The sequence below is a fragment of the Neoaquamicrobium microcysteis genome (assembly GCF_008180155.1).
In the GTDB taxonomy this organism is placed as follows: domain Bacteria; phylum Pseudomonadota; class Alphaproteobacteria; order Rhizobiales; family Rhizobiaceae; genus Aerobium; species Aerobium microcysteis.
In genome coordinates, this window is the sequence record NZ_VSZS01000061.1 from 57,055 (window position 1) to 80,520 (window position 23,466).

Annotated in this window: 29 protein-coding genes; 15 read left to right on the forward strand and 14 right to left on the reverse strand. The window is 63.9% G+C overall.

The features are described 5' to 3' along the window. Positions 1-94: 94 nt before the first annotated feature. Positions 95-2,218, reverse strand: a complete 2,124-nt coding sequence (locus FY036_RS09650) for a lytic transglycosylase domain-containing protein (RefSeq protein WP_148914520.1) — start codon at positions 2,216-2,218, stop codon at positions 95-97. Positions 2,219-2,464: 246 nt separating this feature from the next. On the opposite strand from FY036_RS09650, the gene dapA reads away from it, so the two are divergent. The 3 genes from dapA (at position 2,465) to FY036_RS09665 (ending at position 4,723) form a co-directional block, all read left to right on the forward strand. Continuing rightward, positions 2,465-3,346, forward strand: coding sequence for a 4-hydroxy-tetrahydrodipicolinate synthase (gene dapA / locus FY036_RS09655; RefSeq protein WP_148914521.1), 882 nt, complete (start codon positions 2,465-2,467; stop codon positions 3,344-3,346). A 66-nt stretch (positions 3,347-3,412) separates the two neighbouring features. Next, positions 3,413-3,889 carry an SsrA-binding protein SmpB gene (gene smpB, locus FY036_RS09660; protein ID WP_148914522.1) on the forward strand — a complete coding sequence of 159 codons (477 nt, stop codon included), beginning with the start codon at positions 3,413-3,415 and terminating at the stop codon, positions 3,887-3,889. A 159-nt stretch (positions 3,890-4,048) separates the two neighbouring features. Beyond that, positions 4,049-4,723 (forward strand): GAP family protein, encoded by a 675-nt coding sequence (locus tag FY036_RS09665; RefSeq protein ID WP_148914523.1) that lies wholly within the window; start codon positions 4,049-4,051, stop codon positions 4,721-4,723. Between the two features lie 35 nt (positions 4,724-4,758). Here the strand turns inward: FY036_RS09665 and FY036_RS09670 are convergent, their stop codons facing one another. Together FY036_RS09670 and FY036_RS09675 are read right to left on the reverse strand one after the other, a co-directional pair. Then, positions 4,759-5,427, reverse strand: coding sequence for a uracil-DNA glycosylase (locus tag FY036_RS09670; RefSeq protein WP_148914524.1), 669 nt, complete (start codon positions 5,425-5,427; stop codon positions 4,759-4,761). Continuing rightward, complete coding sequence (locus FY036_RS09675; RefSeq protein ID WP_148914525.1) at positions 5,427-6,011, reverse strand: LabA-like NYN domain-containing protein; 585 nt, start codon at positions 6,009-6,011, stop codon at positions 5,427-5,429. Before FY036_RS09675 ends, FY036_RS09670 begins: the two co-directional genes overlap by 1 nt. 258 nt (positions 6,012-6,269) lie before the next feature. Between FY036_RS09675 and FY036_RS09680 the strand changes: the two genes are divergently transcribed. The 7 genes from FY036_RS09680 (at position 6,270) to era (ending at position 12,383) form a co-directional block, all read left to right on the forward strand. Continuing rightward, positions 6,270-6,632 (forward strand): DUF305 domain-containing protein, encoded by a 363-nt coding sequence (locus FY036_RS09680; RefSeq protein ID WP_148914526.1) that lies wholly within the window; start codon positions 6,270-6,272, stop codon positions 6,630-6,632. 125 nt (positions 6,633-6,757) lie between these two features. Continuing rightward, positions 6,758-7,159: a DNA-directed RNA polymerase subunit omega gene (gene rpoZ, locus FY036_RS09685; RefSeq protein ID WP_148914527.1), complete on the forward strand. Its 402-nt coding sequence runs from the start codon at positions 6,758-6,760 to the stop codon at positions 7,157-7,159. A 113-nt stretch (positions 7,160-7,272) separates the two neighbouring features. Further along, positions 7,273-9,510: a RelA/SpoT family protein gene (locus FY036_RS09690; protein WP_148914528.1), complete on the forward strand. Its 2,238-nt coding sequence runs from the start codon at positions 7,273-7,275 to the stop codon at positions 9,508-9,510. A gap of 11 nt (positions 9,511-9,521) precedes the next feature. Next, a complete protein-coding gene (gene acpS / locus FY036_RS09695; protein WP_148914529.1) occupies positions 9,522-9,923 on the forward strand; it encodes a holo-ACP synthase in 402 nt (133 codons plus the stop codon). Positions 9,924-9,986: 63 nt separating this feature from the next. Beyond that, complete coding sequence (lepB, locus tag FY036_RS09700) at positions 9,987-10,736, forward strand: signal peptidase I (RefSeq protein ID WP_148914530.1); 750 nt, start codon at positions 9,987-9,989, stop codon at positions 10,734-10,736. Positions 10,737-10,752: 16 nt separating this feature from the next. Beyond that, complete coding sequence (rnc, locus tag FY036_RS09705; protein WP_148914531.1) at positions 10,753-11,469, forward strand: ribonuclease III; 717 nt, start codon at positions 10,753-10,755, stop codon at positions 11,467-11,469. Further along, entirely contained in the window at positions 11,445-12,383 is a 939-nt protein-coding gene (gene era, locus FY036_RS09710) for a GTPase Era (protein ID WP_148914532.1), read from the forward strand. Before rnc ends, era begins: the two co-directional genes overlap by 25 nt. Here era and FY036_RS09715 read toward each other — a convergent pair. After that, positions 12,380-13,273, reverse strand: coding sequence for a bifunctional helix-turn-helix transcriptional regulator/GNAT family N-acetyltransferase (locus FY036_RS09715; protein WP_148914533.1), 894 nt, complete (start codon positions 13,271-13,273; stop codon positions 12,380-12,382). The genes era and FY036_RS09715 overlap by 4 nt on opposite strands. Positions 13,274-13,362: 89 nt before the next feature. Here FY036_RS09715 and recO point away from each other — a divergent pair, with 89 nt between their 5' ends. Next, on the forward strand, positions 13,363-14,118 hold the full coding sequence (recO, locus tag FY036_RS09720; RefSeq protein ID WP_148914534.1) for a DNA repair protein RecO: 756 nt from the start codon (positions 13,363-13,365) through the stop codon (positions 14,116-14,118). After that, positions 14,115-14,633, forward strand: a complete 519-nt coding sequence (locus FY036_RS09725; RefSeq protein WP_148914535.1) for a PaaI family thioesterase — start codon at positions 14,115-14,117, stop codon at positions 14,631-14,633. Before recO ends, FY036_RS09725 begins: the two co-directional genes overlap by 4 nt. 16 nt (positions 14,634-14,649) lie before the next feature. Here the strand turns inward: FY036_RS09725 and FY036_RS09730 are convergent, their stop codons facing one another. The 9 genes from FY036_RS09730 to FY036_RS09770 form a co-directional block, all read right to left on the reverse strand. Further along, positions 14,650-15,888 (reverse strand): MFS transporter, encoded by a 1,239-nt coding sequence (locus FY036_RS09730; RefSeq protein ID WP_148914536.1) that lies wholly within the window; start codon positions 15,886-15,888, stop codon positions 14,650-14,652. Positions 15,889-16,008: 120 nt separating this feature from the next. Further along, a complete protein-coding gene (locus FY036_RS09735) occupies positions 16,009-16,440 on the reverse strand; it encodes a LysM peptidoglycan-binding domain-containing protein (protein WP_148914537.1) in 432 nt (143 codons plus the stop codon). A 31-nt stretch (positions 16,441-16,471) separates the two neighbouring features. Further along, on the reverse strand, positions 16,472-17,362 hold the full coding sequence (locus FY036_RS09740) for a mechanosensitive ion channel family protein (RefSeq protein ID WP_148914538.1): 891 nt from the start codon (positions 17,360-17,362) through the stop codon (positions 16,472-16,474). A gap of 87 nt (positions 17,363-17,449) precedes the next feature. Further along, entirely contained in the window at positions 17,450-18,061 is a 612-nt protein-coding gene (locus tag FY036_RS09745) for a YfbR-like 5'-deoxynucleotidase (protein WP_407941153.1), read from the reverse strand. After that, positions 18,061-18,945: a CAF17-like 4Fe-4S cluster assembly/insertion protein YgfZ gene (gene ygfZ, locus FY036_RS09750; protein ID WP_148914540.1), complete on the reverse strand. Its 885-nt coding sequence runs from the start codon at positions 18,943-18,945 to the stop codon at positions 18,061-18,063. The genes FY036_RS09745 and ygfZ overlap by 1 nt, the downstream gene beginning before the upstream one ends. Positions 18,946-19,033: 88 nt before the next feature. Continuing rightward, positions 19,034-19,819: a hypothetical protein gene (locus FY036_RS09755; RefSeq protein WP_148914541.1), complete on the reverse strand. Its 786-nt coding sequence runs from the start codon at positions 19,817-19,819 to the stop codon at positions 19,034-19,036. 101 nt (positions 19,820-19,920) lie between these two features. Further along, positions 19,921-20,178, reverse strand: a complete 258-nt coding sequence (locus FY036_RS09760; RefSeq protein WP_148914542.1) for a hypothetical protein — start codon at positions 20,176-20,178, stop codon at positions 19,921-19,923. Between the two features lie 147 nt (positions 20,179-20,325). After that, positions 20,326-20,703, reverse strand: a complete 378-nt coding sequence (locus tag FY036_RS09765; RefSeq protein WP_148914543.1) for a TIGR02301 family protein — start codon at positions 20,701-20,703, stop codon at positions 20,326-20,328. Between the two features lie 44 nt (positions 20,704-20,747). Next, positions 20,748-21,158, reverse strand: coding sequence for an NUDIX hydrolase (locus FY036_RS09770; RefSeq protein ID WP_148914544.1), 411 nt, complete (start codon positions 21,156-21,158; stop codon positions 20,748-20,750). 134 nt (positions 21,159-21,292) lie between these two features. On the opposite strand from FY036_RS09770, the gene FY036_RS09775 reads away from it, so the two are divergent. The 3 genes from FY036_RS09775 (at position 21,293) to FY036_RS09785 (ending at position 23,299) form a co-directional block, all read left to right on the forward strand. Continuing rightward, complete coding sequence (locus FY036_RS09775) at positions 21,293-21,871, forward strand: DUF2799 domain-containing protein (RefSeq protein WP_235897612.1); 579 nt, start codon at positions 21,293-21,295, stop codon at positions 21,869-21,871. A gap of 3 nt (positions 21,872-21,874) precedes the next feature. Next, on the forward strand, positions 21,875-22,615 hold the full coding sequence (locus FY036_RS09780) for an SOS response-associated peptidase (RefSeq protein ID WP_148914546.1): 741 nt from the start codon (positions 21,875-21,877) through the stop codon (positions 22,613-22,615). Between the two features lie 66 nt (positions 22,616-22,681). Then, on the forward strand, positions 22,682-23,299 hold the full coding sequence (locus FY036_RS09785) for a LysE/ArgO family amino acid transporter (protein ID WP_148914547.1): 618 nt from the start codon (positions 22,682-22,684) through the stop codon (positions 23,297-23,299). Here FY036_RS09785 and FY036_RS09790 read toward each other — a convergent pair. Further along, complete coding sequence (locus FY036_RS09790) at positions 23,285-23,458, reverse strand: transcriptional regulator (protein ID WP_148914548.1); 174 nt, start codon at positions 23,456-23,458, stop codon at positions 23,285-23,287. The genes FY036_RS09785 and FY036_RS09790 overlap by 15 nt on opposite strands. Between the last annotated feature and the right edge of the window lie 8 nt (positions 23,459-23,466).

The window sequence follows — 23,466 nt, forward strand, 5'->3', positions numbered from 1 at the left end:
CCTCGATCGCCTGTCGATGCGACGTTGACCAGAACAGGCGAGGAGAATGCGCCGGATGGCAGGACGCGCCTATTCTAACAATGTCCTGAAACGCTCAGCGCTGACGACCGCCGGTCAGGTCGGCTGCTATGTCCATGCGGCCGGAAAGCCGCATCTTGTAGACCTGGTAGTTTTCCATCACGCGCTGCACATAGCCGCGCGTCTCGTGAAACGGGATGCGCTCGATCCAGTCTACGATGGTGTCGATGTCCTTGCCGCGCGGGTCGCCATAGCGCTCCACCCACTGCTGCGCGCGGCGCGGGCCGGCATTGTAGCCGGCAAAGGTCAGCACGTAGGAGCCCGAAAAGCGGGCGAGTTGCTCATCCAGATATTGCGCACCCAGCGTCGCATTGTAGCCGGCATCGGTGGTCAGTTTGCCCTGCGAGTAGCCGAGGCCGGCCTTCCGCGCCATCTCCCTAGCCGTACCCGGCAGAAGCTGTAGCAGCCCGAGCGCGCCCGCGCCCGACCTTGCAGACACGTTGAACTCGCTTTCCTGCCGCGCGATCGCGTAGGCGAGGGCCTTGCCCGCGCCGCTGATATTGGCGCTGGCCGGGATCGCGCCGACGGGGTGCGCAAGCGCTCCGACGTCGAGACCGCGCGCGGCCGCCCATTTGCCCACGCGCAGGGCGAGGAAATGATTGTTGTCCTGCCGCTCGGCCATATTGGCCAGCATCGCCAACTCGCCGGTACTGGTCAGTTCCTGCGCCAGCGCGCGATAGAGGCTGTCGGCACGCCGGGCATGGCCGGCCTGTTCCAGCTTGCGAATCGCCTGCACCGCCTGCCGGGCCTCGAATGCGCGGCGGTCGGCATCGCTGGGCGCGGGAAAGCTGGTGGGGATCGTCGTGCGGCCGAGCTTTGCCGCCGCCAACTGGCCGTAGAATGCGGTGCCGTAGCTTGCCGCGCGCTCGAAATGCGCACGCGCTTCGCCTGGCCCACCGGCTTCCGCCGTACGGCCGAGCCAATAGTGTGCGCGCGACAGCGAGATCGGCCCGTCGGCGATCTCGGCAATGCGGGCGAAGTGCTTCGCGCCGTTCTCGACGTCGCCCAGCCCGCGAAACGCGTACCAGCCGGCATGAAACTCGGCGTCCACCGCGTGAACGGGGCTTTCGGCAGCGTGTGCGGCGGCCAGCCTGTAGGCAGTGGCGGGGTCGCCGATGTCGAGCATCTCGCGTGACAGCACGCGCCTTTCGATCCACCAGGCGTCGGGGTCCACCAGCGAGGCGGCGTCGGGGTCCACCAGCGAGGCGGCGTCGGTGGGCGCCTTGAGCATGGTGGCAGCGGCCTGCCGGTATTTTTCGGTACGGCGCAGGTGCCGCGCCTGCGCGAAGGTGAACGCGGCGCTGCGCTGCGCGGCCGGCACGGCATCGAGCAGTTTGGCCGCGTTCTTCTCGTTGCGGGTCACGGCCGCAAAGGCCTTCGCCAACTCGCGTGCGTCCGCCAGCCCCGCAACCCGTTCGGCCGAGGCGATGCGGTCGGCGTAAAGCATGCGCTCCATGCGAAAGCGGTGGTCGGCCTTCGTCAGCGTGCCGCCGAACTCGCGAATGATGGCCTGTTCCTCGGACGCTTCCATCCTCTGCGTGCGCCAGAAGGGAGACAGAGCCGCGCGCGCCTCGGCGACATGGCCGAGCGCAAGGTTGGCGCGGGCAAGCAGGATCGCGCCCTGGACGGTTTCGGGCGCGTTGTCGCTGAATTTTTCGATGACATCGCGCGGGCCGGGATTTTCGCGCAGCAGCGCGCGCTCCGCGTTCGCCTGCAGTGTCGCCATGCCCGGCCAGCCGGTGAGCGCATCGGTGGCAGCGAAAATCTCGTTACTGGACACGTCCCCGCCGCCCGAAACGGCGATCGCCCATGTGAGGATCTGACGATCCAGAGAATTCTTCGACAGGCCGTCGCGCACGCGACGCGCCTCGCGCAGGTCACCGCCGGCAAGCGCATCGAGGCCGTTCTTCAGCTGCGCCACGCTGCCGGTGGCCATGAGGTCGGATGCCATGCGCGGAGCGGTGTAGGCGGAGACAGAACCTGTGGTGGTCAGCTTGTCGATGGCGGCTGCACCCGGCGTCGCGCCGGGACGGCTGAAGGGCAGGGGGCCGATCTCGGGCAAGGCGGTCTGCGCCTGTGCGGAGCCGGCTGCCAGTATCAGGGTGAGGCACGCCAGCGTCGTGTGGGTTCTGCCTGCCATCAAATTGCGATCCCTGTTGTGGACGGGTGGATGATTTTGAACGGGCATCCGACTAGTCTGGAGGGCACGGGTGAAAATGCGGTTAACGAATGGTTAGCGCACCCGCTGCCTATTCGAAGAGCCAGATTCGCGACCATCTTGCCGCCTGCAAGTGTCAAGACTATGGTGCGCCGCTCACATCCGCGCCGGAAGCCGGCGCGGGCCAATCAATCCACGTCGCCTGCAAGGCATCCGGGAGTCCACATCATGTTCAGAGGGTCAATGACCGCGCTCGTCACGCCGTTCACGCGGGATGGCGCGCTGGACAAAGACGCCTTCAGACGCCTTGTGGAATGGCAGATCGAGGAAGGCACGAACGGTCTGGTGCCCGTCGGCACGACAGGCGAGTCCCCGACGCTGTCGCATGCCGAGCACCGCGAGGTCGTCGAACTGTGCGTCGAGGTGGCGGCCGGGCGCGTGCCGGTGGTCGCCGGGGCGGGCTCCAACAACACGGCCGAAGCCGTAGAACTCGCGCGTCATGCCGAGAAGGTCGGCGCGGATGCGGTGCTGGTCGTCACGCCGTACTACAACAAGCCGACGCAGCGCGGCCTCTATGCTCATTTTTCCACAATCGCGCGGGCCATCTCGCTGCCTATCATCATCTACAACATTCCGCCGCGTTCGGTCATCGACATGACGCCGGAGACGATGGGCCGGCTGGCCGGCGAGTTTTCCAACATCGTCGGCGTGAAGGACGCGACCGGCAAGATCGAGCGCGTCTCGGAGCAGCGCATCACCTGCGGCAAGGATTTCATCCAGCTGTCCGGCGAGGACGCATCGGCGCTGGGCTTCAATGCCCATGGCGGCGTTGGCGCAATCTCGGTCACGTCGAACGTCGCTCCCAGGCTCTGCGCGACGTTTCAGGCCGCCACGCTGGCGGGCGACAGGGATGCGGCGCTTGAGTTGCAAGACAGGTTGATGCCGCTGCACAAGGCGCTCTTCATCGAGCCCGGCGTTTCAGGCACCAAATATGCGCTTTCGCGCCTGGGCCGGATCGAGAATCACGTCCGCTCTCCGCTCGTGACTGTCGAGAGTTCGACGGCCGAACGAATCGACGCGGCTCTCATCCACGCCGGACTGCTTAACTGAACAATTCGAAGCGGATAGGACGACGCCTTCAATCGCGAGGCGCGTTGTCCTATATGTGCGTACACCATGGCCAAGGATAGCAAGACAAATAACGGCAAGACCGTCGCCGAGAACCGCAAGGCGCGCTTCGCCTATGAGGTGGTGGACACCTATGAGGCGGGGCTGGTGCTGACCGGCACCGAGGTGAAGTCGCTGCGCGAAGGGCAGGCCAACATCCAGGAATCCTACGCTTCGGCCGAGGGTGGGGAAATCTGGCTGATAAATTCATACCTGCCGGAATATCTTCAGGGAAACCGCTTCAACCACGAGCCCCGCCGCAGGCGCAAGCTGCTTCTCAACAAGAAGGAGATGGCGAGGCTGGCGCAGGCGGTGGACCGCGAGGGCATGACCATGGTGCCTCTCAAGATCTACTTCAACGATCGCGGCCGCGCCAAGCTGTTGCTGGCCGTCGCGCGCGGCAAGAAGCTGCACGACAAGCGCGAGACGGAAAAACAGCGCGACTGGGCCCGCGAAAAGGGCCGGCTGCTCAAGGCGCACGGATAGGCGCGAGGGGGCGGCGGCTGGCCGTCTCGTCACTGTCTTCTTGTCGGGCAAGAAGACGTCGCGATATCTATGCTGGTCGGGTCCGGGCGCCACCGTATGGACGATTGACTCAATTCTGGCACGACCTCACTATCCCTTCGATCATCTGAGGGCCACTGCATGCTGTCGGATGCGATTGGGGCGATGCTGCCCGCAATTCTGGCCGTCGCGCTCACACCTATCCAACTGGTGGGTGTCGTGGTGGTGCTGGGCAGGCGTCACGCCAGCACAGGCGGCTGGGCCTTTCTGACCGGCTGGCTTGCTGGTTTGACCGCGGTGACGGTTGCCGCGATCCTGCTTGTTGACCAGCTTGGAGAAAGCGGCCGAACGCCGACGCCGTTCGTTCACTGGCTGCAAATCGCCTTGGGCCTCGTGCTGGTGTGGATGGCGGTCCGCCTCTACTGGAAGCATCCGGCGCATGAAACCGAGCCGCAGCCGCCGAAATGGCTTGCCGCCATCGGGGAGGCCAGCCATGCTCGGGCGCTGGCAGTGGGCGCGTCGATGGCGCTGGGTAACCCTAAAATTCTTGCGCTGGTCGTCGCCGCTATGACGTCGCTGGCCTATTTGAACCCGTCGGTGCTGCAGATCGCAGTGGTGTCGATCGTGTTTGTGCTGCTGGCTTCGGCCCCGATCATCGCCATTGTCGCGGCCCATGGGGTCGGCGGCGAAAAAGCAGATGCCCGCATCGAAAATCTGAAGGGATTCCTTTTGCGCAACAGCAACCTTATTATGGCGATAGTCTTCGCGATGCTCGGGGTGAGCATTCTCGGCAAGGGAATTGCAGGCATCCGATAGGCTAGGCGAAACGTCTTCCGCTGGCCCGAAAGGGTCTACCGTTCATGGTCCAGAAATTCGCGTATATCCGCGAAAACGCTGACGAACATTTCCTCCGTCAGTCGTCCGGTGTTGGTGTTGTAGCGCGAGCAGTGATAGCTGGAAAACAGCCTTACCGCGCCCGCGTCCTTCGCTGCGCCATGGCCGAACGGATATTCCGCCACGCGCTGGCCAAGCGCGCGAACCGTAGACTGATGTGCGATCGTGCCGAGCGCGAGGATGGCCCGCAGGTTGGGGAAGCGGTTGATCGTCGGCGTGAGGAAGTTGCGACAGGTGGCGATCTCCGCGCCGACCGGCTTGTTTTCGGGCGGCACGCAGCGCACCGCGTTGGTCAGCGCCGTCTCGATCAGTTGGACGCCGTCGTCCGGCCGCGCCTTGAACTCGCCGCTCGAAAAGCCGAAGCGCGAGAGCGTGGAATAGAGGAGGTCGCCTGCATAGTCGCCGGTGAACGGGCGGCCGGTTCGGTTGGCCCCGCGCAGGCCCGGCGCAAGCCCGACGATCAGGAACCGCACGCTCTCGTCGCCGTCACGGGAAGCGAAGGTCGGCACCGGTGCGTTGAACCATTGCGGCTCTTTCGAGCGCCAGAGCGCGATGAAGTCGTGGAGGCGAGGGCACAGCGCGCAGTCGCGCGACGGCTCCGAAAGGCCGGCCAAAGGCAGCGTCATCACAAATCGTCTTCGTCGTATTCCGGTTCGGGATCGACGCGCCGCGCAGGGCGCTCGCTCGGATCGCGCCCGATGTCGTTCCTCAACGACACGAGGTCGATGAAGTGGTCGGCCTGGCGGCGAAGGTCGTCGGAAATCATCGGCGGCTGAGAACTCATGGTCGAGACGATGGAGACCTTGCGGCCCTTGCGCTGCAAGGCTTCGACCAGGGTGCGGAAATCGCCGTCGCCCGAGAATATGACGTAGTGATCGACGACGTCGGCAAGCTCGAGAGCATCGACGGTGAGCTCGATATCCATGTTGCCCTTGATCTTGCGGCGGCCGGTCGAGTCGGTGAATTCCTTGGCCGGCTTGGTCACGACCTTGTAGCCGTTGTAGTCGAGCCAGTCGATAAGCGGACGGATGGACGAGTATTCCTGATCTTCCACCAGCGCCGTGTAGTAATAGGCGCGCAGGAGATAGCCGCGTTTCTGGAAGCTGGCCAGAAGTTTTCGATAGTCGATGTCGAAACCGAGGGAGCGGGAGGTTGCGTAGAGATTGGCTCCGTCGATGAAAAGCGCGATCTTTTCGCGTGGGTCGAACATTCTCAAATATCCCTGTTCGGCAATAAGCGGCGTCGAAAAAACTCTGCAGGCAGCTACGCGATGCGAAATCACCAATGCTGTCCGGCTGCAATAAATTGAGATAACGCTGCGTCGTATCCATTCCAAGGCCGGGCCGGATATTCTCTCGGGGTTTCGTTCACGATTTTGAGAACGATCGCTACTCGCGCATGTCCTGCTTGACCTTTCAGCGGCTGGAAGGTGCACGACATCATCCTTCACGGACCGAAGGAGGTTGCAATGATCCGTTTCCTTTCGCTTGTCGGCGCTGCCGGTCTTACCGCCGGCGTGGCGCTGTTTCCCGCGCAGGCCCAGATGGGCCATGGCGGCCATATGGGAGATGGAGGCGCATCCCACTCCTATATGCAGGCTATGAAGAGCATGCATGACGGCATGGCCGGCATGGAACTCACCGGCAAGCCGGGCGTCGATTTCGCGCTGATGATGATCCCCCACCATCAGAGCGCGATCGACATGGCGAAAGCCTATCTGGAAAGCGGCGAGGACGATGCGGAACTGACCAGGCTGTCCGAGGAGATCATCGCCGCACAGGAAGGTGAGATCGCCTTCCTCAAGGACTGGCTGGCGAAAAACAGGCAGTAGGGCGTTCCCATCGGCGTTTTGGCGGCATCATGCGCGCCCATGCGCATGATGCTTGTTTTTCGGCGCGGTTCGCGATAAGGACCAGCCAAACTCTCCGACAATTCCACCAATGAAAGGGGCAATGAATGGCCCGCGTTACCGTTGAGGATTGCATCGACAAGGTCGAGAACCGCTTCGAGCTGGTTCTGCTTGCCGGACACCGCGCCCGCCAGATCTCGCAGGGCGCGCAGATCACCGTCGACCGCGACAACGACAAGAACCCGGTGGTGGCGCTTCGCGAGATCGCCGACGAGACGCTTGCGCCCGGCGATCTGAAGGAAGACCTGATCCACTCGCTGCAGAAGCATGTAGAGGTCGATGAGCCGGAAGCTGTCGATGCACCCGAGCTTACCGATGCGTCCGCGCCTGCCGTTGCTGCCGAAGCCGAAGGCGACGACGACAACATCGCATTCGACCGGATGACGGAAGAAGACCTGCTCGCCGGCATCGAAGGCTTGGTCGCACCGGAAAAAAGCGACGATTTCTGATTGCTGGACCATCGGCAGCCACTTTATCGGCCGTCGAATCGTGTCTATCTAGAAACATGCGCCCGCGAGCCCGCGCGGCGCATGTCTTCGTTTGAGCGACAGGATTTCCGCCCATGATGCGTCAGTACGAGCTTGTCGAGCGCGTTCAGCGCTACAAGCCTGACGTCAACGAGGCGCTGCTCAACAAGGCCTACGTCTATGCCATGCAGAAGCATGGCCACCAGAAGCGGGCATCGGGCGATCCCTATTTCTCGCATCCGCTGGAAGTCGCCGCCATCCTCACCGACATGCGCATGGACGAGGCGACGATTGCGGTCGCGCTCCTCCACGACACGATAGAGGACACCAGCGCCACGAGGCAGGAGATCGATACGCTTTTCGGCCCCGACATGGGCAAGCTTGTCGAGGGGCTGACCAAGCTCAAGAAGCTCGATCTCGTCTCCAAGAAGGCCGAGCAGGCGGAAAACCTGCGCAAGCTGCTGCTGGCGATCTCCGACGACGTGCGCGTGCTGCTGGTCAAGCTGGCCGACCGCCTCCACAACATGCGAACCCTCGACCACATGCGCCCCGACAAGCGGCTGCGCATCGCCGAGGAGACGATGGACATCTATGCGCCGCTGGCCGGCCGCATGGGCATGCAGGACATGCGCGAGGAACTGGAGGAGCTTGCCTTCCGCTACATCAACCCCGAGGCGCACAAGGCCGTCACGGAGAGGCTGGCCGAGTTTTTCGAGCGCAACAAGGGGGTCGTCGGCGAGATCGAGCAGGCGCTTTCCGAGCTGTTCGTGGAACACGCGCTCTATGCGGAGGTGAAAAGCCGCCGCAAGAAGCCGTGGTCTGTCTTCCGCAAGATGGAAACCAAGGCCATCTCGTTCGAGCAGCTTTCCGACCTCATCGGGTTTCGCGTCATCCTTGCCAATCTCGAAGATTGCTATCGGGCGCTGGGCGCCATCCACGTCAAGTGGTCGATGGTGCCTGGCCGCTTCAAGGATTATATCTCGACGCCGAAGCAGAACGACTACCGGTCGATCCACACCACCATCGTCGGCCCGTCGCGCCAGCGCGTCGAACTGCAGATACGCACGCAGGCCATGGACGCTGTTGCCGAATACGGCGTCGCCGCCCATTCGATCTACAAGGACCATGGCAACAAGCCTAACGGCGCGGGCCATGCCATCTCCAAGGACACCAACGCCTATGCATGGCTGCGCCAGACCATCGAGGCGCTCGCGGAAGGCGACAACCCCGAAGAGTTCCTGGAAAACACCAAGCTGGAGCTGTTCCAGGACCAGGTCTTCGCCTTCACGCCCAAGGGCCGTCTGATCGCGCTGCCGCGCGGGGCTACCCCCATCGACTTCGCCTATGCGGTCCACACGGATGTCGGCGACACCTGCGTGGGCGCCAAGGTCAACGGCCGCATCATGCCGCTGATGACCGAGCTGAAGAACGGCGACGAGGTCGAGATCATCAGGTCGAAGGCGCAGGTGCCGCCTGCTGCCTGGGAATCCATCGTAGTGACCGGCAAGGCGCGCTCCGCGATCCGCCGTGCCACGCGCAACGCGATCCGCAAGCAGTATACCGGGCTAGGCACATGCATTCTCGAACGCGCCTTCGAGCGCGCCGGCAAGACGTTCTCGAAGGAGCAGATCAAGCCCGTGCTGCACCGGCTGGCGCGCAAGGAGGTTGAAGACGTGCTGGCGGCCGTGGGGCGTGGCGAGCTTTCGTCTCCCGACGTACTCAAGGCGGTGTTTCCCGAGCACAAGGAAGATCGCGTCGCCCAGTCGCCCAAGCCGCGCGAGGAGGGGTGGTTCAACCTGCGCAACGCGGCGGGCATGCTGTTCCAGATTCCCGGCATGTCGTCTTCGCGCAAGAGCCGCAAGACCGGGGACACGGGCAAGGGCGGCGCGGTGCCGATCCGCGGCGTGCGCGGCGACCTGCCGGTTTCGTTTGCGCCCGAGGGCGCGGTGCCGGGCGACCGCATCGTCGGCATCATGCAGCCGGGTTCGGGCATCACCATCTATCCGATCCAGTCGCCGTCGCTGACGGCCTTCGACGACCAGCCGGAGCGCTGGATCGACGTGCGCTGGGACATCGACGAAGACATGAAGGAGCGCTTTCCCGCCCGCGTCTCCGTCACCGCCATCAACGAGCCGGGGTCGCTTGCCTCGATCGCGCAGACGATCGCCGCCAACGACGCAAACATCCACACGCTTTCGATGGTGCAGACCGCGCCTGACTTCACCGAGATGGTCTTCGACCTGGAAGTGTGGGACCTCAAGCATCTGAACCGGCTGATCTCGCAGCTCAAGGATAACTCCAGCGTCAGCGACGCCAAGCGCGTCAACGGCTGAGAGGCAGGCTCATGATTATCGGGATCGGCAGCGACCTTATCGACATCAGGCGCATCGAAAAGACGCTGGAGAGGCACCCGGAACGCTTTGTCGCGCGCGTTTTCACCGAGATCGAGCAGCAGAAATCCGAGCGCCGCAAGGAGCGCGCGGCCTCCTACGCAAAGCGCTTCGCCGCCAAGGAGGCATGTTCCAAGGCGCTGGGCACCGGCTTTTCGCGGGGCGTGTTCTGGCGCGACATGGGCGTGGTCAACCTGCCAGGCGGCAAGCCGACCATGGAACTGACGGGCGGCGCGGCAAAAAGGCTGGCCGAAATGCTGCCCGCCGGACACGAGGCCTTCGTGCACGTCACCATTACCGACGACTTCCCGCTGGCGCAGGCCTTCGTCATCATCGAGGCGCGGCCTTTGGCCTGAGCGTCTATGCGTTGCCCGGTGCCGCTCAAGCGGCTATGAGGGGCCAACCGAACAGAGGACTACATGAGCGTGGCCGATAAATCGCAGAAGAAATCCGGCGGACTTGGCGAAACCGTCAGCGTCATCGTGCAGGCGCTGCTGCTTGCGCTGGTGATCCGGACCTTCCTGTTCCAGCCGTTCTCCATCCCGTCGGGTTCGATGCGGCCGACGCTGCTCGAAGGCGACTACCTGTTCGTCACCAAATGGGCCTACGGCTATTCGAAGCACTCGCTGCCGTTTTCGCCCAATGTGTTCGAAGGCCGCCTGTTCGGCAGCGCGCCGGAGCGCGGCGACGTCGCGGTGTTCAAGTTTCCGCCGAACCCCTCGCTCGACTACATCAAGCGCGTGATCGGCCTGCCGGGCGACACGGTGCAGATGCGCAACGGCCAGCTCTACATCAATGGCGAGCCCGTGCAGCGCGACAAGGTGGGCGAGATCGACAATCCCGACATCACCGAGATGAACCGCCCGGTGGAAGTGTGGCGCGAAACGCTGCCCAACGGCGTCTCCTACGACACGCTCGACCTCACGCCCGACGGCATCGGCGACAACACCCGTGAGTTCGTGGTGCCCGCCGGCCACTATTTCATGATGGGCGACAACCGCGACAACTCGACCGACAGCCGCTTCAACGTCGGCTTCGTGCCGGAGGACCATCTGGTCGGTCGCGCCAACATCATCTTCTTCTCCATCGCCGGCGGCGCGAGCCCGCTGGAGGTGTGGCGGTGGCCTAGCGAAATGCGGCCCTCGCGCATCTTCTCGATGGTCAGGTAGAAACGGTCATGGCGTGATGGCCGCGAAACCCAGGAACGGGCCGGAGTTGGTTGCCGCGATTGAGGCGATCACCGGGCACGCATTTGCCGATGTGGGCCTGCTGCGCCGCGCGTTGACCCATGCCAGCGCCAAGGGCGCGCAGGGCAGCGACTACCAGCGCCTCGAGTTCCTCGGCGACCGGGTGCTCGGGCTGGTTGTCGCTCAGATGGTGTTCGAGGCGCACCCGCGCGCACCGGAAGGCGAGCTTTCGCTGCGGCTGAACGCGCTGGTGAACGCCGAGACGCTGGCCGAGATCGCCGACGAGTTGGGCCTTTCCGACCTCATCCTCGCCGGCAGCGAACTGCGCACGCTCACCGGACGGAAGCGCGTCAACCTCCGTGCCGACGTGATGGAGGCCGTCATAGCGGCGGTCTATCTCGAAGGCGGGCTGGAAACGGCACGAAGCTTCATCCGCCGCCACTGGGACGGCCGCTCGAAAGCGCCGACGGCGGCGCGGCGCGACGCCAAGACGGAACTTCAGGAATGGGCACATCAGGTGGCGAAAGCCTCGCCGCTCTATGTGATCGACAAGCGCGAAGGACCGGATCATGATCCCATCTTCGAGGTTTCCGTGCGCATAGCAGGGCTGGCGCCGGCAACCGGCTGCGGCCGCTCCAAGCGCGAGGCCGAGCAGGCAGCGGCCGCGGCCATATTGGCGCGTGAAGGTGTATGGCACGAGGAAGCGGGCGCATGACCGAAGAAACCATGGACACACCGCAGACGCGTTCCGGCTTCGTCGCGCTGATCGGCGCTCCCAATGCGGGCAAATCCACTCTGGTGAACCAGCTTGTAGGCGCGAAGGTCTCCATCGTCACCCACAAGGTGCAGACGACGCGAGCCGTGGTGCGAGGCATCGCCACGCATGACAACGCGCAGATCGTGTTGGTGGACACCCCAGGCATCTTCAAGCCGCGCCGCAGGCTGGACGAGGCGATGGTGACCACCGCGTGGGGCGGAGCGAAGGACGCCGACATCGTCGTGGTGCTGATCGACGCCGAGCGCGGCATAAGGGGCGATGCCGAGGCGATCCTCGAAAACCTGGCGAATGTGCGCCAGCCGAAGCTATTGGTGCTCAACAAGGTGGACCGGGTGAAGCCGGAAAACCTGCTCAAGCTGACGCAGGACGCCAACGGCCGCGCCGAGTTCGAGCGCACCTTCATGATTTCAGCGTTGACCGGCTCCGGCTGCAAGGATTTGCTCGACTTCCTTGCGCAACGCCTGCCCGAAGGGCCTTGGTACTATCCCGAGGACCAGATTTCCGACCTGCCGATGCGCCAGCTGGCGGCGGAGGTGACGCGCGAAAAGCTCTATCTGCGCCTGCATCAGGAACTGCCTTACTCCTCTCACGTCGAAACCGAGAAGTGGGAGGAAAAGAAGGACGGTTCGGTCCGCATCGAACAGGTCATCTATGTCGAGCGCGACAGCCAGAAGAAGATCGTGCTCGGCCACAAGGGCGAGACGATCCGCGCGATAGGGCAGGCCGCCCGCAAGGAAATCGGCGAGATGCTGGAACAGCCGGTCCACCTTTTCCTGTTCGTCAAGGTGCGCGAAAACTGGGTCAACGATCCCGAACGCTACCGCGAGATGGGGCTGGAATTTCCGCGCTAGGTTTTCCGGGTTTCGAGCACTTTCTCGAACCAGAAATCGGCGTAGGGGTTATCGTTGTAGCGCTCAATTGCCTCGTAGCCGGCCTTGCCATAGAGCGCTTGTGCCTCGCCAAGACTGCGGTTGGTATCGAGGCGGATGCGCTGAACATTGCTGCCCGCTGCCAAAGTCTCCAGCGACTCGAGTAGCCGCCGGGCGATGCCGAGCCCGCGTGCATCAGGTGAGACCCACATACGCTTGATCTCGGCGGTCTCGGTGTCGAGCTTCTTCAGCATGCCGCAGCCGACCGCTAAGCCATCCAGCCGCGCGACGAGGAACATGCTTTCGTCGTCCGGCGTAGGCGTACCGGCATAGCCGCCATTGTCAGGGTCAAAGCCTTCTTCGAAACGCTCCGACAGTTCCCGGAAATATGCTTCCACGCAGACGCGAGCGTCTTGGCTGTCGGCGGACTCCGGTGCGATGGAGACCGAGGCGGCTGCCATCAGCGTTTCGACCTCCGCCATCGCGGAAACAAGCCGTTGCCTCTGCGCATCCGATAGTGGTTGCAGGAGGGAATAGGCAAATTCGTCCGACATCCGATCGTAGGCATGCCATTCCTCGAACCCTCGCGGGGTCAGTGTCAAACGCCGGCGGCGGCGGTCCTCCGGATCGTCCTCGATCGCGACGAGACCCTGTGAGGCAAGGGATTTCAGGAGCCGGCTCATATAGCCCGAATCGAGGCTCAGCCGGTCGCGCAGGGCGCTGAGGTCGGCGCCGTGCGGTCCGATTTCAAACAGCAGCCGCGCCTGCCCTAACGGCCGGCCGCGACCCAGATAGCTGCCGTCGAGCAGACCTGTGCGTAGGGTGACGCGGCGGTTGAAGCTGCGAACGCGTTGTGATTGATAGATATCCATTCTCTGACTTTAGTCAGAGAATTTGAGTTGGCAAGAGGATGCGCCATGGCGCTTGAATTCCGCCGCACCTTGGTGGAAGGCTCCGCTGCATGGAATGGCGCGACGAGGGAATCATTCTCGGTACGAGGAAGCACGGCGAAAGCAGCGCCATCCTCGAGGTGATGACGCGCGCCCACGGCCGGCACCTCGGAATGGTGCGCGGCGGCCGCTCGCGGCGGATGCAACCGCTGCTCCAGCCAGGCAACCGCGTCGATCTGATCTGGCGCGCACGGCTGGACGAGCATCTGGGGCTCTATCAGGTCGAGGGGCTGGAGTCGCACGCGGCAAGGCTCTTCGATAGCGCCTGCGCGGTCTATGGCCTCCAGACACTGGCTGCGCATCTGCGCCTGCTGCCCGAGCGCGACCCGCACGCAAACCTTTACGAGACGCTCAATCTGCTACTGGCCCATCTCGAAGATCCCGCTGCCGCGGGCGAACTCATCGTGCGCTTCGAGCTGCTGGTGCTGGACGAACTGGGTTTCGGCCTCGACCTCACACGATGCGCGGCGACCAACGCGCGCGAAGACCTCGTCTATGTGTCGCCCAAATCGGGCCGGGCTGTAAGCCGCGAGGCCGGCGCTCCGTGGGCGGACCGGATGCTCGCGTTACCGGCCTTCCTCAGGCGTGGCTCGGGCCTTCGCGCCGATCTCGCGTCGATGGAAGACGCCTTCCGGCTGACGGGGTTCTTCTTTGCGCGCCACGTCTACGAACCGCGCGGCATGGATGCGCCGGAGGCCCGCGCGGGCTTCCTTGCGGCGCTGCGCAAGCATCTATCATCCCAAGACAATGGAGAGCACGCCGCATGAGCGCAGTCGAACTATTCCCCGGCCACGTCGCAAGGCTTGGATTGGGGGCGATCCCGCACGCGGATATCGGCGAGTTTACCGGACTGGAACTGCTTCAGCGCGTCATCGACGGTGACTATCCGGCTCCCTCCATTGCCGCCCGGATGAACTTCGCGCTGGTCGAGATCGGCGAGGGCAGGGCGGTTTTCAAGGGGCTTGCCAGCGAGCGGCACCTGAACCCTCTGGGCGGTGTGCACGGTGGCTGGGCCGCCACCATCATGGACTCTGCGCTTGGCTGCTGCATCCACACGTTGCTGGGCAAGGGCGAAGCCTATTCGACCGCCGAGATGAAGATCAACTACACCCGGCCGATCACGCCGCAGACAGGCATCGTCGCCTGCGAGGGCAAGGTGGTTCACAAGGGGAGGACGCTGGCCGTCTCCGAAGCGCGTCTGACGGATGCCAACGGGAGGCTGCTGGCCTTCGGCACGGAAACCTGCTCGATCTTTCCCTTGGCAAACCTCGCGCCGCGCTGAGGGCAGCGCGAAGATCTTACTCCGCAGCTGCCAGCGTCGGCCGGTCCACCGGCTTTTCCTGGATCGGCCAGTGCACGATCGCGGCGAACAGGCCCAGCAGCACGCCCAGCCACCACACCGGATCGTAGGTGCCGAAAGCGTCGTAGAGATATCCGCCCAGCCAGACGCCGAGGAACGAGCCGATCTGGTGCGAGAAGAAGACGACCCCGCCCAGCATGCCCAGATGCCTGGTGCCGAACATGATCGCAACAAGCGAATTGGTAGGCGGCACCGTGGAGAGCCACAGCAGCCCCATGATGATCGAGAAGGTGATGACGGTCGCCGGTGTCTGCGGCAGCAGCAGGAAGGCCGTCACCAGCACCGAGCGGCCGAGATAAATCCACACCAGGAACATCGGCTTGGAATAGCGCTGGCCGATATAGCCCGCCGAAAGCGAGCCGATGATGTTGAAGAAGCCGATCAGCGCCAGCGCGATGACCGCGTAGCGGGCCTCAATCCCGATATCCGAGATGTAGGCAGGGAAATGCGCGGTGATGAAGGCGACCTGAAAGCCGCAGACGAAGAAGCCCGAAAACAGCAATATGTAGCTGCGGTGCGCCAGCGCCTCCCGCAGGGCCTCGCCCGCCGTCTGCTGGAACACGGCCTGCTGTGCCGACCCGCTCGACGAGTTGCCGCGCAGCGGGGCCGCAAGCACGGGAATGATGAGCATCATCACGCTCATCACGACCAACGTGTCATACCATCCATAGGCCGAGATCAGGCCCTGGCTCAGCGGTGCGAACAGGAACATGCCGGCCGAGCCGGCCGCCGTGCCGAGCCCGAAGACGAAGCTGCGCTGCTCGGGCGCGACGTTGCGAGCAAAGGCCGCAAGCACGATGCCGAACGAGCCGGAGGCAACGCCGAGGCCCACCAGCAGTCCGCCGCCGATATGCAGCATGGTGGCGGACGTCGCCATCGCCATCATCACGAGGCCGGCGGCATACATGACGCCCGACAGGGCAAGCACGCGCCACGTGCCGTACTTGTCGGCCAGCGCGCCGAAGATCGGTGTGCCGATGCCCCAGGCAAGGTTCTGTATCGCCATGGCAAGGCCGAAAGTCGTGCGGTCCCAGCCCTTTTCGGCCAGCATCGGCAGCTGGAAGAAACCCATCGCCGAACGCGGCCCGAAGGTGAGAGCCGCGATGAGGCAGCCGCATATGATGATGAGCCACGGCAGGCTCGGCGCACCGGACTTGGCGGAAACGGACTGGCTCATGCGAAGAATCCCCGGAAACTGGAGGGGCAAGCTAGTCCAAAACCGGATCGCGCGGAAATAAATAGAAACGATTATCGCTTCAATTCTGTTGAGGCTTGAACAATCGGCGGGCTTGCCGTGTCAGTTGAACGGGCTTTCGTGGCCCGGTGGCAGCGGCAACTGGCCCGGCTTGTCGCCGAAACCGCGCAGGATGTGCTGCTGCGGAACCGGTATCGGCTCCGGCGGCAGGATAACCGTCGACGAGCTGCCACCCACGGACGGGTAGACCAGCGGCGGCACGACTTGCACGCTGGGGCGTCCGACACGAAGCTGCGTAGAGGGCAGGGGCGGACGCGGCACCGCTATGGCTGCGCCAGCCTGCAAGCTGTCGGCGCGCAGGCCGGGGTTGGCGCTGCGCAGCGTCTCGACGCTGATGCCGCAGGCACGCGCGATGGACGAGAGCGTGTCGCCATAGGAAATCGTCACCCGCGCCGGACAGGCGGCGTGCGCCACTGTCAACGTGCCGGACCAAAGACCAAGGCCAAGCGCTGCGGCAACAAAGGCTCTGTTCATGGTCCGACCCTATCACACAACAACCTGCGTCCTAACTCTGCTCGCGCTCCGTCTGCTGCGGCAACGCGGTCCCTTGCGGGATATAGCGGACCTCGCTTTGGGGGTAGGGGATGGTGAGCCCCGCTGCTTCGATGGCCAGCTTGGTAGCCTTGGTCAGTTCCAGTTTGCTGCCCCACCAGTTCGACGTCGCGGTCCAGAAACGGACCTTGAGATTGACAGAGCTGTCGGCCAGCGAATCGACAAATACGGCTGGTGCCGGATCTGCCAGAACGCGCTCGTCGCTTGCAATGAGGTCGCGGATCGTCTTCTGCGCAAGGTCGATGTCGTCTTCATAGGCGATGCCGACGACGAACTCGACCATTCGCATCGTGTTGCGACTGAAATTCTTGACGGGTGTGTTCCAGAGCTGGCTGTTGGGCGACAGCACGTAGATGCCGTCATAGGTTTTCAGCTCGGTAGCAAACAGGCCGATCTCCTGGATGGTGCCTGCGACGTTGCCGGTGTCGATATACTCGCCGACGCGGAATGGGCGCAGCGCCAGAAGCATGATGCCGGCGGCGATGTTCTGCAGTGTGCCCTGCAGGGCGAGGCCGATTGCGAGGCCGACTGCACCCAGTGCCGCGATGATGCTGGCGGTCTGCACGCCGAACTGTGCCAGCACGGTGACGCCAACGAGTACTAGCAATGCGTAGCGCGCGACCTTGGAAAAGAACTTCCGCAGCGTCTCATCGAAGCCGCGGAACCGGCCCAGCCCCGCATAAATCGACCGCTCGACGACGTTGGACACGATATAGCCTGCGACAAGCAGGATGATCGCGCCGATGAATGAGAAGGAATAAGTGACGGCGAGCTGGCTGGCCTGCTGAATGGCGGCCTGTCCGGCGTCCACCATCTCGGCGGTTCTGATCTGAAGTTCGTCCATGCTTTCCTCTGTCCGCTCAGGTATCCCCTGAAAACAAATGGGCGAGGACGGAGGAGGTTGCCCCGTCTCGCGGCAAAGCGATGCCTGCTATCGACCGCGCAGGGTCTCGATGGCCGCGAAGCGCGCGGCAAAGGCATCCTGTACCGTCTTCGCGGCTCCGGGCTCCAGCGTCAACCCGTGGGCGGAAAAACCACGCGGCCGGCCGAAGAACCGCGCCGCTTCCGCTTCGGAAAAGCCGGCAAGACGTGTCGCCTCGAACCATGCGGCGATCTGATCGGCGCGCTTGATGGTCTTCTTCAGCTTTTCCGGCAGGTCGGCCGGCAGCGAGAAGCGCAGATGGATGGCGCGCTGCAGCCGCTTCTCCACCTCCTTGTAGCCTCCGCCCACCACGGATTTGAACGGTGATATCATGTCGCCTATGACGTATTCGGGTGCATCGTGGAGGAGCGCGGCGAGCCGCTCGTCTGGCTCGCAGGCCGGCACGAGGCGCAGGAAAATCTCCTCCACCAGCATCGAATGTTGCGCCACCGAAAAAGCGTGGTCGCCATGGGTCTGACCGTTCCAGCGCGCCACGCGCGCAAGGCCGTGCGCAATGTCGGTGATCTCGACATCCAGCGGCGAGGGATCGAGCAAGTCCAGCCTGCGGCCCGACAGCATGCGCTGCCAAGCACGCGGCGGCGCGGATGCCTTGTCGGCCATCACTCCTGCTCCGTGCCGGACTTGTCTTCAGGCAGCTTGTAGACTGCCCAGCCGGGTATGGAGAGCGTGACGGGAACGTCACCGGCGGTGATTTCCTGCCCGGCGTCCAGCGCATCCTTCACCCTATCGATGCGCACGATGGCGACGCCATCCAGCCCCACCGCGCTTCCGAGCGATCCGATCGCGCGGTCGTTCGCGCGGATGTCGGTGCCGGTGGCGGGAAGGTCTTGCGCACCCTTTACGATCATGACGCGGCGGCGCGCTGTGCCCCGATGCTGCATGCGCGAAACCACTTCCTGCCCGACATAGCAGCCCTTCTTGAACCCGACGCCGCCGGTTTCGTCGAGCAGCACATCGTGCGGGAAGGCGTCGGAGAGCGCGTAGTCGGACCCGCTTTCGGCAATGCCGTGGGCGATGCGCAGGTGCGTCCACGTGTCGGCCGGGAGGTGAGGTCCACTTGCCCCGTACCGCCGACAAACGCCGGCATCGGCAGGGAATCGGCGATCGGCGAGCCAGCCCGAATCGTTTTCGGCGGCAGGTGAATCGGATTGTGAAGAACCGGAATCATCGTCCCACGAAACGGAAACAAGCGCTTGATCTGGCGAGGAAATCTCGACCTTGGCGCGAAGCTTGTAGAGCATCAGCCTACGCCTGAAATCCTCCGCGACATCGGCGCGGCAGTCGAGCCGAAAGTCGGCATTCGCGTCTCGCGAGATCAGGAAGTCGAACAGGATCTTGCCTTGCGGCGTCAGCAGGGCGCCCGGCTTGACCTCGCCCGGTGCAAGCTGGTCGAGGTCAGTAGTCAGGAGATTCTGCAGGAAATGCTCGGCGTCAGCCCCGCTGATCTGGATGACGGTGCGGTCGGCAAGCTGAAGGGTCGGCATGGGAAATCGCGCTCTGGCTGGCTGAAGGTCAGCCATTAGGTAAGCCGCGTCGGCGAGCCGGGCAAGAGCGAACGAGGATGCGACGCCCTCAGTCGCCCGCCACAAAGAACAGCCAGCGCCCCTCGGGCGAGATGCCCGCGCGGTAGAAGATGTAGGCGCCGTAGTTCTTCATGTCCTCATAGTCGCCGGCGGTCACCAGCTTGAAGAGCTCGACCCTTTGCCTGCTGTCGAGCTGTTCGAGCGGAACCGCGAAGAAGTACGGCCAGACATACATCTCGCCCGTCTCGCCGTTCTCGTCGAGATGCACGAAACCCGCAGCCAGTACCTCGTAGAGGATCGCCAGTATCTCTTGGCCTTCGTCGTCGCCGGACAGCCCGCGCAGGAATTCGACAGGATCGCCGGAGATGCTGCCGAGCGAAAGCTGAGTGCCGTCGTCGCCTCCGCTGATGAGCGGGCGCAACTGCTCGATGTCGCCGGTGAGGCACGCTTCCATGATGAGCGCCCGCATGCGCCGCACCGGCTCGGGCAGCTGTTCGACGTCGTAGATGACCTCGGGCGCGGCGTCTTCGGTCGCGTCGGCTGGATCGGTCGCGGAAGACGGATCGCGGGGGATCACAACGGGATCGGGAAGCGGAACGGGTGTGCCGCCTGGGGACGGGGCCGCCTCCGTGCCTTCGACGGGGGGCAGGGTTTCGCGCTGGATTTCGCCGGAGCCGCCACTCTCTTCCTCGGAGATGGGCACATCCTCGCGCGGGATTTCGCTCAGCGCCAGCGCGGGCGAAGCCCACGGCGCGCTCATCAGGGCATAGAGCCCCGCCGCAGCGCCGAGCCGCACCGCATTGCTTTTCCGATATAGATCAAGGCAGGCCGTCATATGCCGTGGTCGCTCCCTCGCAGAGTGCCAGCTTCAGGCCCAATATAGTGCAAAACGCCGGGCCGCGAGTTGCGGCGCAGCAACGCTTCGAAAGAAACGGCTCAGTGGATGCGCAACTCGGGGTCGAATTCGCCGGCGACGAGGCGTTCGCGCATCCGCTCCAGCAGCGCCAGCGCACCAGTTTCACCGCTCGTGCGCATCAGTTCGCCCAGCGCGGTGGCGATGGCCGCGTCCGCCATGATGTCGGGCTCGATACCGGCAGCCCGGCCTTCGGCCCATGCGTCTTCATAGCTTTCGACGGCGGTAAGCCGCTTTTCCTCGCGAATCAGCACGTCGATGTCGCTGAGTCCTCGATCCATTCGATCCACCCGTGTCCGGCGCCTCAAAAGATGTGGGCGCGCAGGTTCCCTTTAATGTCCCGTTAAGGCTTCTAGCACAGGAAATGCGGCGCGCACTGCCCCAATTGTTTAAAAGTTAATGTAATCCTACGCAGGATTGAATCGAGGTTAATTGCCGAACCGCGAGGCCGTGTCACGGGTCAGCGCCTCGCCTTCGCGCATGTAGCGGTTGATCGCGGCGACCGCCGAGGCGGTGCACGTCGTATAGGTGCCCTCGAAGCTGCGGTACCCACGATTGAAGCTGGCGATGAAGCGGTCGCGGCGCGTGTCGTCGGGGTTCTCCGCTTCGAGCAACTGCATCATCCGCCCGCGCCAGTCCTGCCCGGTCTCGCCGCACAGATTTCGCAGATAGTGGAGGGAGCCGAGAATCTCGGCCAGCCGCACGAGTTGGCCCTCGAAAGGCGATTCCGCCGCACGCGCGGGCTGCGCCGTCAGAATGGCGGCGGCAAGAATAACGGGCGCGAAGCGGAAGGTTCGGTGCGACATGGCTGGATGTGTCGCGGAAGATCTTGTCGTCCGCAAGGCACTTTCTACTGTGCGGCCTGCGCAATTTTTCGTGCGATCTCGAGTACGGAGCCGGCAAGCGGCAGACGGTCCATTTCATCGACGCTGAGCCACGCCACCGCTGCGGCGTCGTCGCCGGGCCGGACTTCGCCGCCGGCGAAACCGGCCGAATGCACGCTGAGCACGAACTCGATCCGCTCGGGATGATCCTCAGAGACGATCTCGATATCGACGACATGCTCCACGTTCGAAAGCACGGCGCCGGTTTCCTCCATCACTTCCCGGCTTGCCGCCTCGAGCAACGTTTCGCCGTCTTCCACCCTGCCGCCGGGGAATGCGTAGAGCCCCATCGCTGGCGGCCGGCCGCGGCGCACCAGCAGGAAGCGTCCCTCATGGAAGATTGCGACCGAGACGGCGCTGACGGGATCCGGGAACATGCTGCTTGGCTTCTACTCGTCGGATAAAGTGGAGACGACGCTAAAACTGCGGGAAAGCCGCCGGTAAGGCTTGAACGAGGCAGACTGCACGTCCAGATTGCGCGGCCGGGGAAGTAAGCAGGGGGCTTATGTTGTTGTCAAACCAACTTTCACTGGCGTTGCGCCTTTCAACCGTATCGCTGGCGTTTGCCGCGCTGGCTTCGTGCGCCACACTCAACGAAGACGAGTGCCGCAGCGTGGACTGGACGCAGCTCGGGCAGCAGGATGGCGTTGCCGGGCATCCATCCAGCTATATAGACAATCATCGTAGCGCGTGCGCCGAGCACAAGCTGCCGGTGGACGAGCAGCAGTGGAGTGCAGGCTGGGAGCAGGGCATACGCCTGTTCTGCACCCCGCAGAACGGCCTGATCCATGGTCGCGAAGGGCGTTCCTACGCCAATTCGTGCCCGATGGAGGTGAAGACCGATTTCGAGGGCGCATACTCCGTCTCGAAGGCAGTGTACGATGCGCGCAATTCGCGCGACAGGCTGCAGCGCGAACTGGACTCGCTTCTGGATGCGCGCGACAAGGCCGAAAAGCCGGAGGACCGCCAGCGCATCTCGCGCGAGATCGACACCAAGCGGTCCGCAGTGCGGATGGCGGAGCGCCGGCTGTGGGACGCCGAGGGAGACTACGATATCTATGTTGCTTCGCAGGGCATGATGAGACGGTAGAAAATGTGCGGACGCTACGCCCTGACCCACAGTCCCGAGAGCGTGGAAAATGCTCTCGGGGCGGTCGTGGAGGCGTTTCCGCCCCGCTTCAACATTGCGCCCACCCAGCCGATCCTCGTCGTGACGAGCGGGCCGCGCCGCGACCCCGGTTCCAACCAGCCCGACCGTGCCGCGATGCTCGTCCGCTGGGGCTTCATCCCGGACTGGGCGAGGGATGCGGGCCAGTTTCCGCTGCTCATCAATGCCAGGTCGGAAACGGCGGCTACCAAGGCGTCGTTTCGCGCCGCGATGCGCCATCGCCGCGTGCTGATACCTGCTTCCGGCTTCTACGAATGGAAGCGCGCGGGTCGAAAGATTGCTCAGCCGTACTGGGTGCGGCCGCGTGACGGCGGTGTGGTCGCCTTCGGCGGACTGATGGAAACCCACTCCGAGCCGGGCGGAGCGGAAATCGACACCGCTGCGATCCTGACCTGCCCGGCCAACACGCAGATCGCGCATATCCATGATCGGATGCCAGTGGTGGTCCGCCCCGAGCATTTCCAGCGCTGGCTGGACTGCGTGAACAACGAGCCGCGCGACGTAGCCGACATCATGTACCCCGTCGATCCCGGCTTCTTCGATGTGATCCCCGTGTCGGAGAAGGTCAACAAGGTGGCCAACACCGGACCGGATATTCAGGAAACGGCCGAAGTGCCCGAGCCGGCTGGCAAGACCCCGCCAAAGGACCAACTGGATCTGTTCTAGTCCAGCGAGCCGAATTTCGCGCGCTGGCCCATTGCGGCCCGCAACGACGCAAGGCATAGCGCCGACATGGTCTCGCCGCTTGCGCCCGCTTTCTTCTCAGGGTTTTTTCTCGGCCTGTCGCTCATCATCGCGATCGGCGCACAGAACGCGTTTATCCTGCGGCAGGGGCTGCTGCGCCAGCACGTATTCATCCTGTGCCTGATATGCGCCCTTTCGGATGCTCTGCTGATCGCGGCGGGCGTCGCGGGGCTTGGAACGCTGATCGCGACCTCGCCGCGTCTCATCACGGTTGTGACCATCGGCGGCGCGCTGTTCCTGTTCACCTACGCTGCGATCGCGTTTCGCCGCGCCTGGCGACCCCAGGCGCTGCACGCGGCAAAGACGGGCGAAGGAAGCATGAAGGCGGCGGTGGCGGCGTGCCTGGCCTTCACCTTCCTCAACCCGCATGTCTATCTCGATACGGTCGTGCTTCTGGGATCGCTGTCGGCCCAGTTCGAGGGCCGCGCCCGGCTCGTCTACGGCCTTGGCGCGTGCATCGCTTCGTTCGTCTGGTTCTTCGGCCTCGGGTACGGGGCGAGGCTGTTGCAGCCGGTCTTTGCCAGACCGGCGGCGTGGCGCGTGCTCGATATCCTGATCGGGCTGGTTATGACCGCGATCGGGCTTGGCCTGCTACGCAGCCTTTGACTTCGGCTTTTCTTCCTCGTCGCGCTTCTGCGCGCAAACCAATGCAGCAAGCAGGGCAGCCGGGCCGATCTCGCCATAGTGGGCGGTGAGCGCGGCATACTGTGCGCGCTGCGCGCGTTCGCGTTCGGCTTCGAGGGCTGGATGAGCGGTGCGTTGCATCGTTTTAC

What these genes read in the sequence shown, in the direction of transcription:
- smpB (WP_148914522.1), top strand. Translation starts at nt 3,413, where the DNA reads ATGGCCAAGGATAGCAAGACAAATAACGGCAAGACCGTCGCCGAGAAC.
- FY036_RS09745 (WP_407941153.1), bottom strand. Translation starts at nt 18,061, where the DNA reads ATGGCCGACAAGGCATCCGCGCCGCCGCGTGCTTGGCAGCGCATGCTG.
- era (WP_148914532.1), top strand. Translation starts at nt 11,445, where the DNA reads ATGGCACGAGGAAGCGGGCGCATGACCGAAGAAACCATGGACACACCG.
- FY036_RS09760 (WP_148914542.1), bottom strand. Translation starts at nt 20,178, where the DNA reads ATGGATCGAGGACTCAGCGACATCGACGTGCTGATTCGCGAGGAAAAG.
- FY036_RS09790 (WP_148914548.1), bottom strand. Translation starts at nt 23,458, where the DNA reads ATGCAACGCACCGCTCATCCAGCCCTCGAAGCCGAACGCGAACGCGCG.
- FY036_RS09650 (WP_148914520.1), bottom strand. Translation starts at nt 2,218, where the DNA reads ATGGCAGGCAGAACCCACACGACGCTGGCGTGCCTCACCCTGATACTG.
- FY036_RS09670 (WP_148914524.1), bottom strand. Translation starts at nt 5,427, where the DNA reads ATGACGCTGCCTTTGGCCGGCCTTTCGGAGCCGTCGCGCGACTGCGCG.
- lepB (WP_148914530.1), top strand. Translation starts at nt 9,987, where the DNA reads ATGAGCGTGGCCGATAAATCGCAGAAGAAATCCGGCGGACTTGGCGAA.
- FY036_RS09680 (WP_148914526.1), top strand. Translation starts at nt 6,270, where the DNA reads ATGATCCGTTTCCTTTCGCTTGTCGGCGCTGCCGGTCTTACCGCCGGC.
- acpS (WP_148914529.1), top strand. Translation starts at nt 9,522, where the DNA reads ATGATTATCGGGATCGGCAGCGACCTTATCGACATCAGGCGCATCGAA.
- ygfZ (WP_148914540.1), bottom strand. Translation starts at nt 18,945, where the DNA reads ATGCCGACCCTTCAGCTTGCCGACCGCACCGTCATCCAGATCAGCGGG.
- FY036_RS09690 (WP_148914528.1), top strand. Translation starts at nt 7,273, where the DNA reads ATGATGCGTCAGTACGAGCTTGTCGAGCGCGTTCAGCGCTACAAGCCT.
- FY036_RS09675 (WP_148914525.1), bottom strand. Translation starts at nt 6,011, where the DNA reads ATGTTCGACCCACGCGAAAAGATCGCGCTTTTCATCGACGGAGCCAAT.
- FY036_RS09730 (WP_148914536.1), bottom strand. Translation starts at nt 15,888, where the DNA reads ATGAGCCAGTCCGTTTCCGCCAAGTCCGGTGCGCCGAGCCTGCCGTGG.
- FY036_RS09715 (WP_148914533.1), bottom strand. Translation starts at nt 13,273, where the DNA reads ATGGATATCTATCAATCACAACGCGTTCGCAGCTTCAACCGCCGCGTC.
- FY036_RS09780 (WP_148914546.1), top strand. Translation starts at nt 21,875, where the DNA reads ATGTGCGGACGCTACGCCCTGACCCACAGTCCCGAGAGCGTGGAAAAT.
- FY036_RS09740 (WP_148914538.1), bottom strand. Translation starts at nt 17,362, where the DNA reads ATGGACGAACTTCAGATCAGAACCGCCGAGATGGTGGACGCCGGACAG.
- recO (WP_148914534.1), top strand. Translation starts at nt 13,363, where the DNA reads ATGGAATGGCGCGACGAGGGAATCATTCTCGGTACGAGGAAGCACGGC.
- FY036_RS09770 (WP_148914544.1), bottom strand. Translation starts at nt 21,158, where the DNA reads ATGTTCCCGGATCCCGTCAGCGCCGTCTCGGTCGCAATCTTCCATGAG.
- rnc (WP_148914531.1), top strand. Translation starts at nt 10,753, where the DNA reads ATGGCCGCGAAACCCAGGAACGGGCCGGAGTTGGTTGCCGCGATTGAG.
- FY036_RS09765 (WP_148914543.1), bottom strand. Translation starts at nt 20,703, where the DNA reads ATGTCGCACCGAACCTTCCGCTTCGCGCCCGTTATTCTTGCCGCCGCC.
- FY036_RS09665 (WP_148914523.1), top strand. Translation starts at nt 4,049, where the DNA reads ATGCTGTCGGATGCGATTGGGGCGATGCTGCCCGCAATTCTGGCCGTC.
- rpoZ (WP_148914527.1), top strand. Translation starts at nt 6,758, where the DNA reads ATGGCCCGCGTTACCGTTGAGGATTGCATCGACAAGGTCGAGAACCGC.
- FY036_RS09785 (WP_148914547.1), top strand. Translation starts at nt 22,682, where the DNA reads ATGGTCTCGCCGCTTGCGCCCGCTTTCTTCTCAGGGTTTTTTCTCGGC.
- FY036_RS09755 (WP_148914541.1), bottom strand. Translation starts at nt 19,819, where the DNA reads ATGACGGCCTGCCTTGATCTATATCGGAAAAGCAATGCGGTGCGGCTC.
- FY036_RS09725 (WP_148914535.1), top strand. Translation starts at nt 14,115, where the DNA reads ATGAGCGCAGTCGAACTATTCCCCGGCCACGTCGCAAGGCTTGGATTG.
- dapA (WP_148914521.1), top strand. Translation starts at nt 2,465, where the DNA reads ATGTTCAGAGGGTCAATGACCGCGCTCGTCACGCCGTTCACGCGGGAT.
- FY036_RS09735 (WP_148914537.1), bottom strand. Translation starts at nt 16,440, where the DNA reads ATGAACAGAGCCTTTGTTGCCGCAGCGCTTGGCCTTGGTCTTTGGTCC.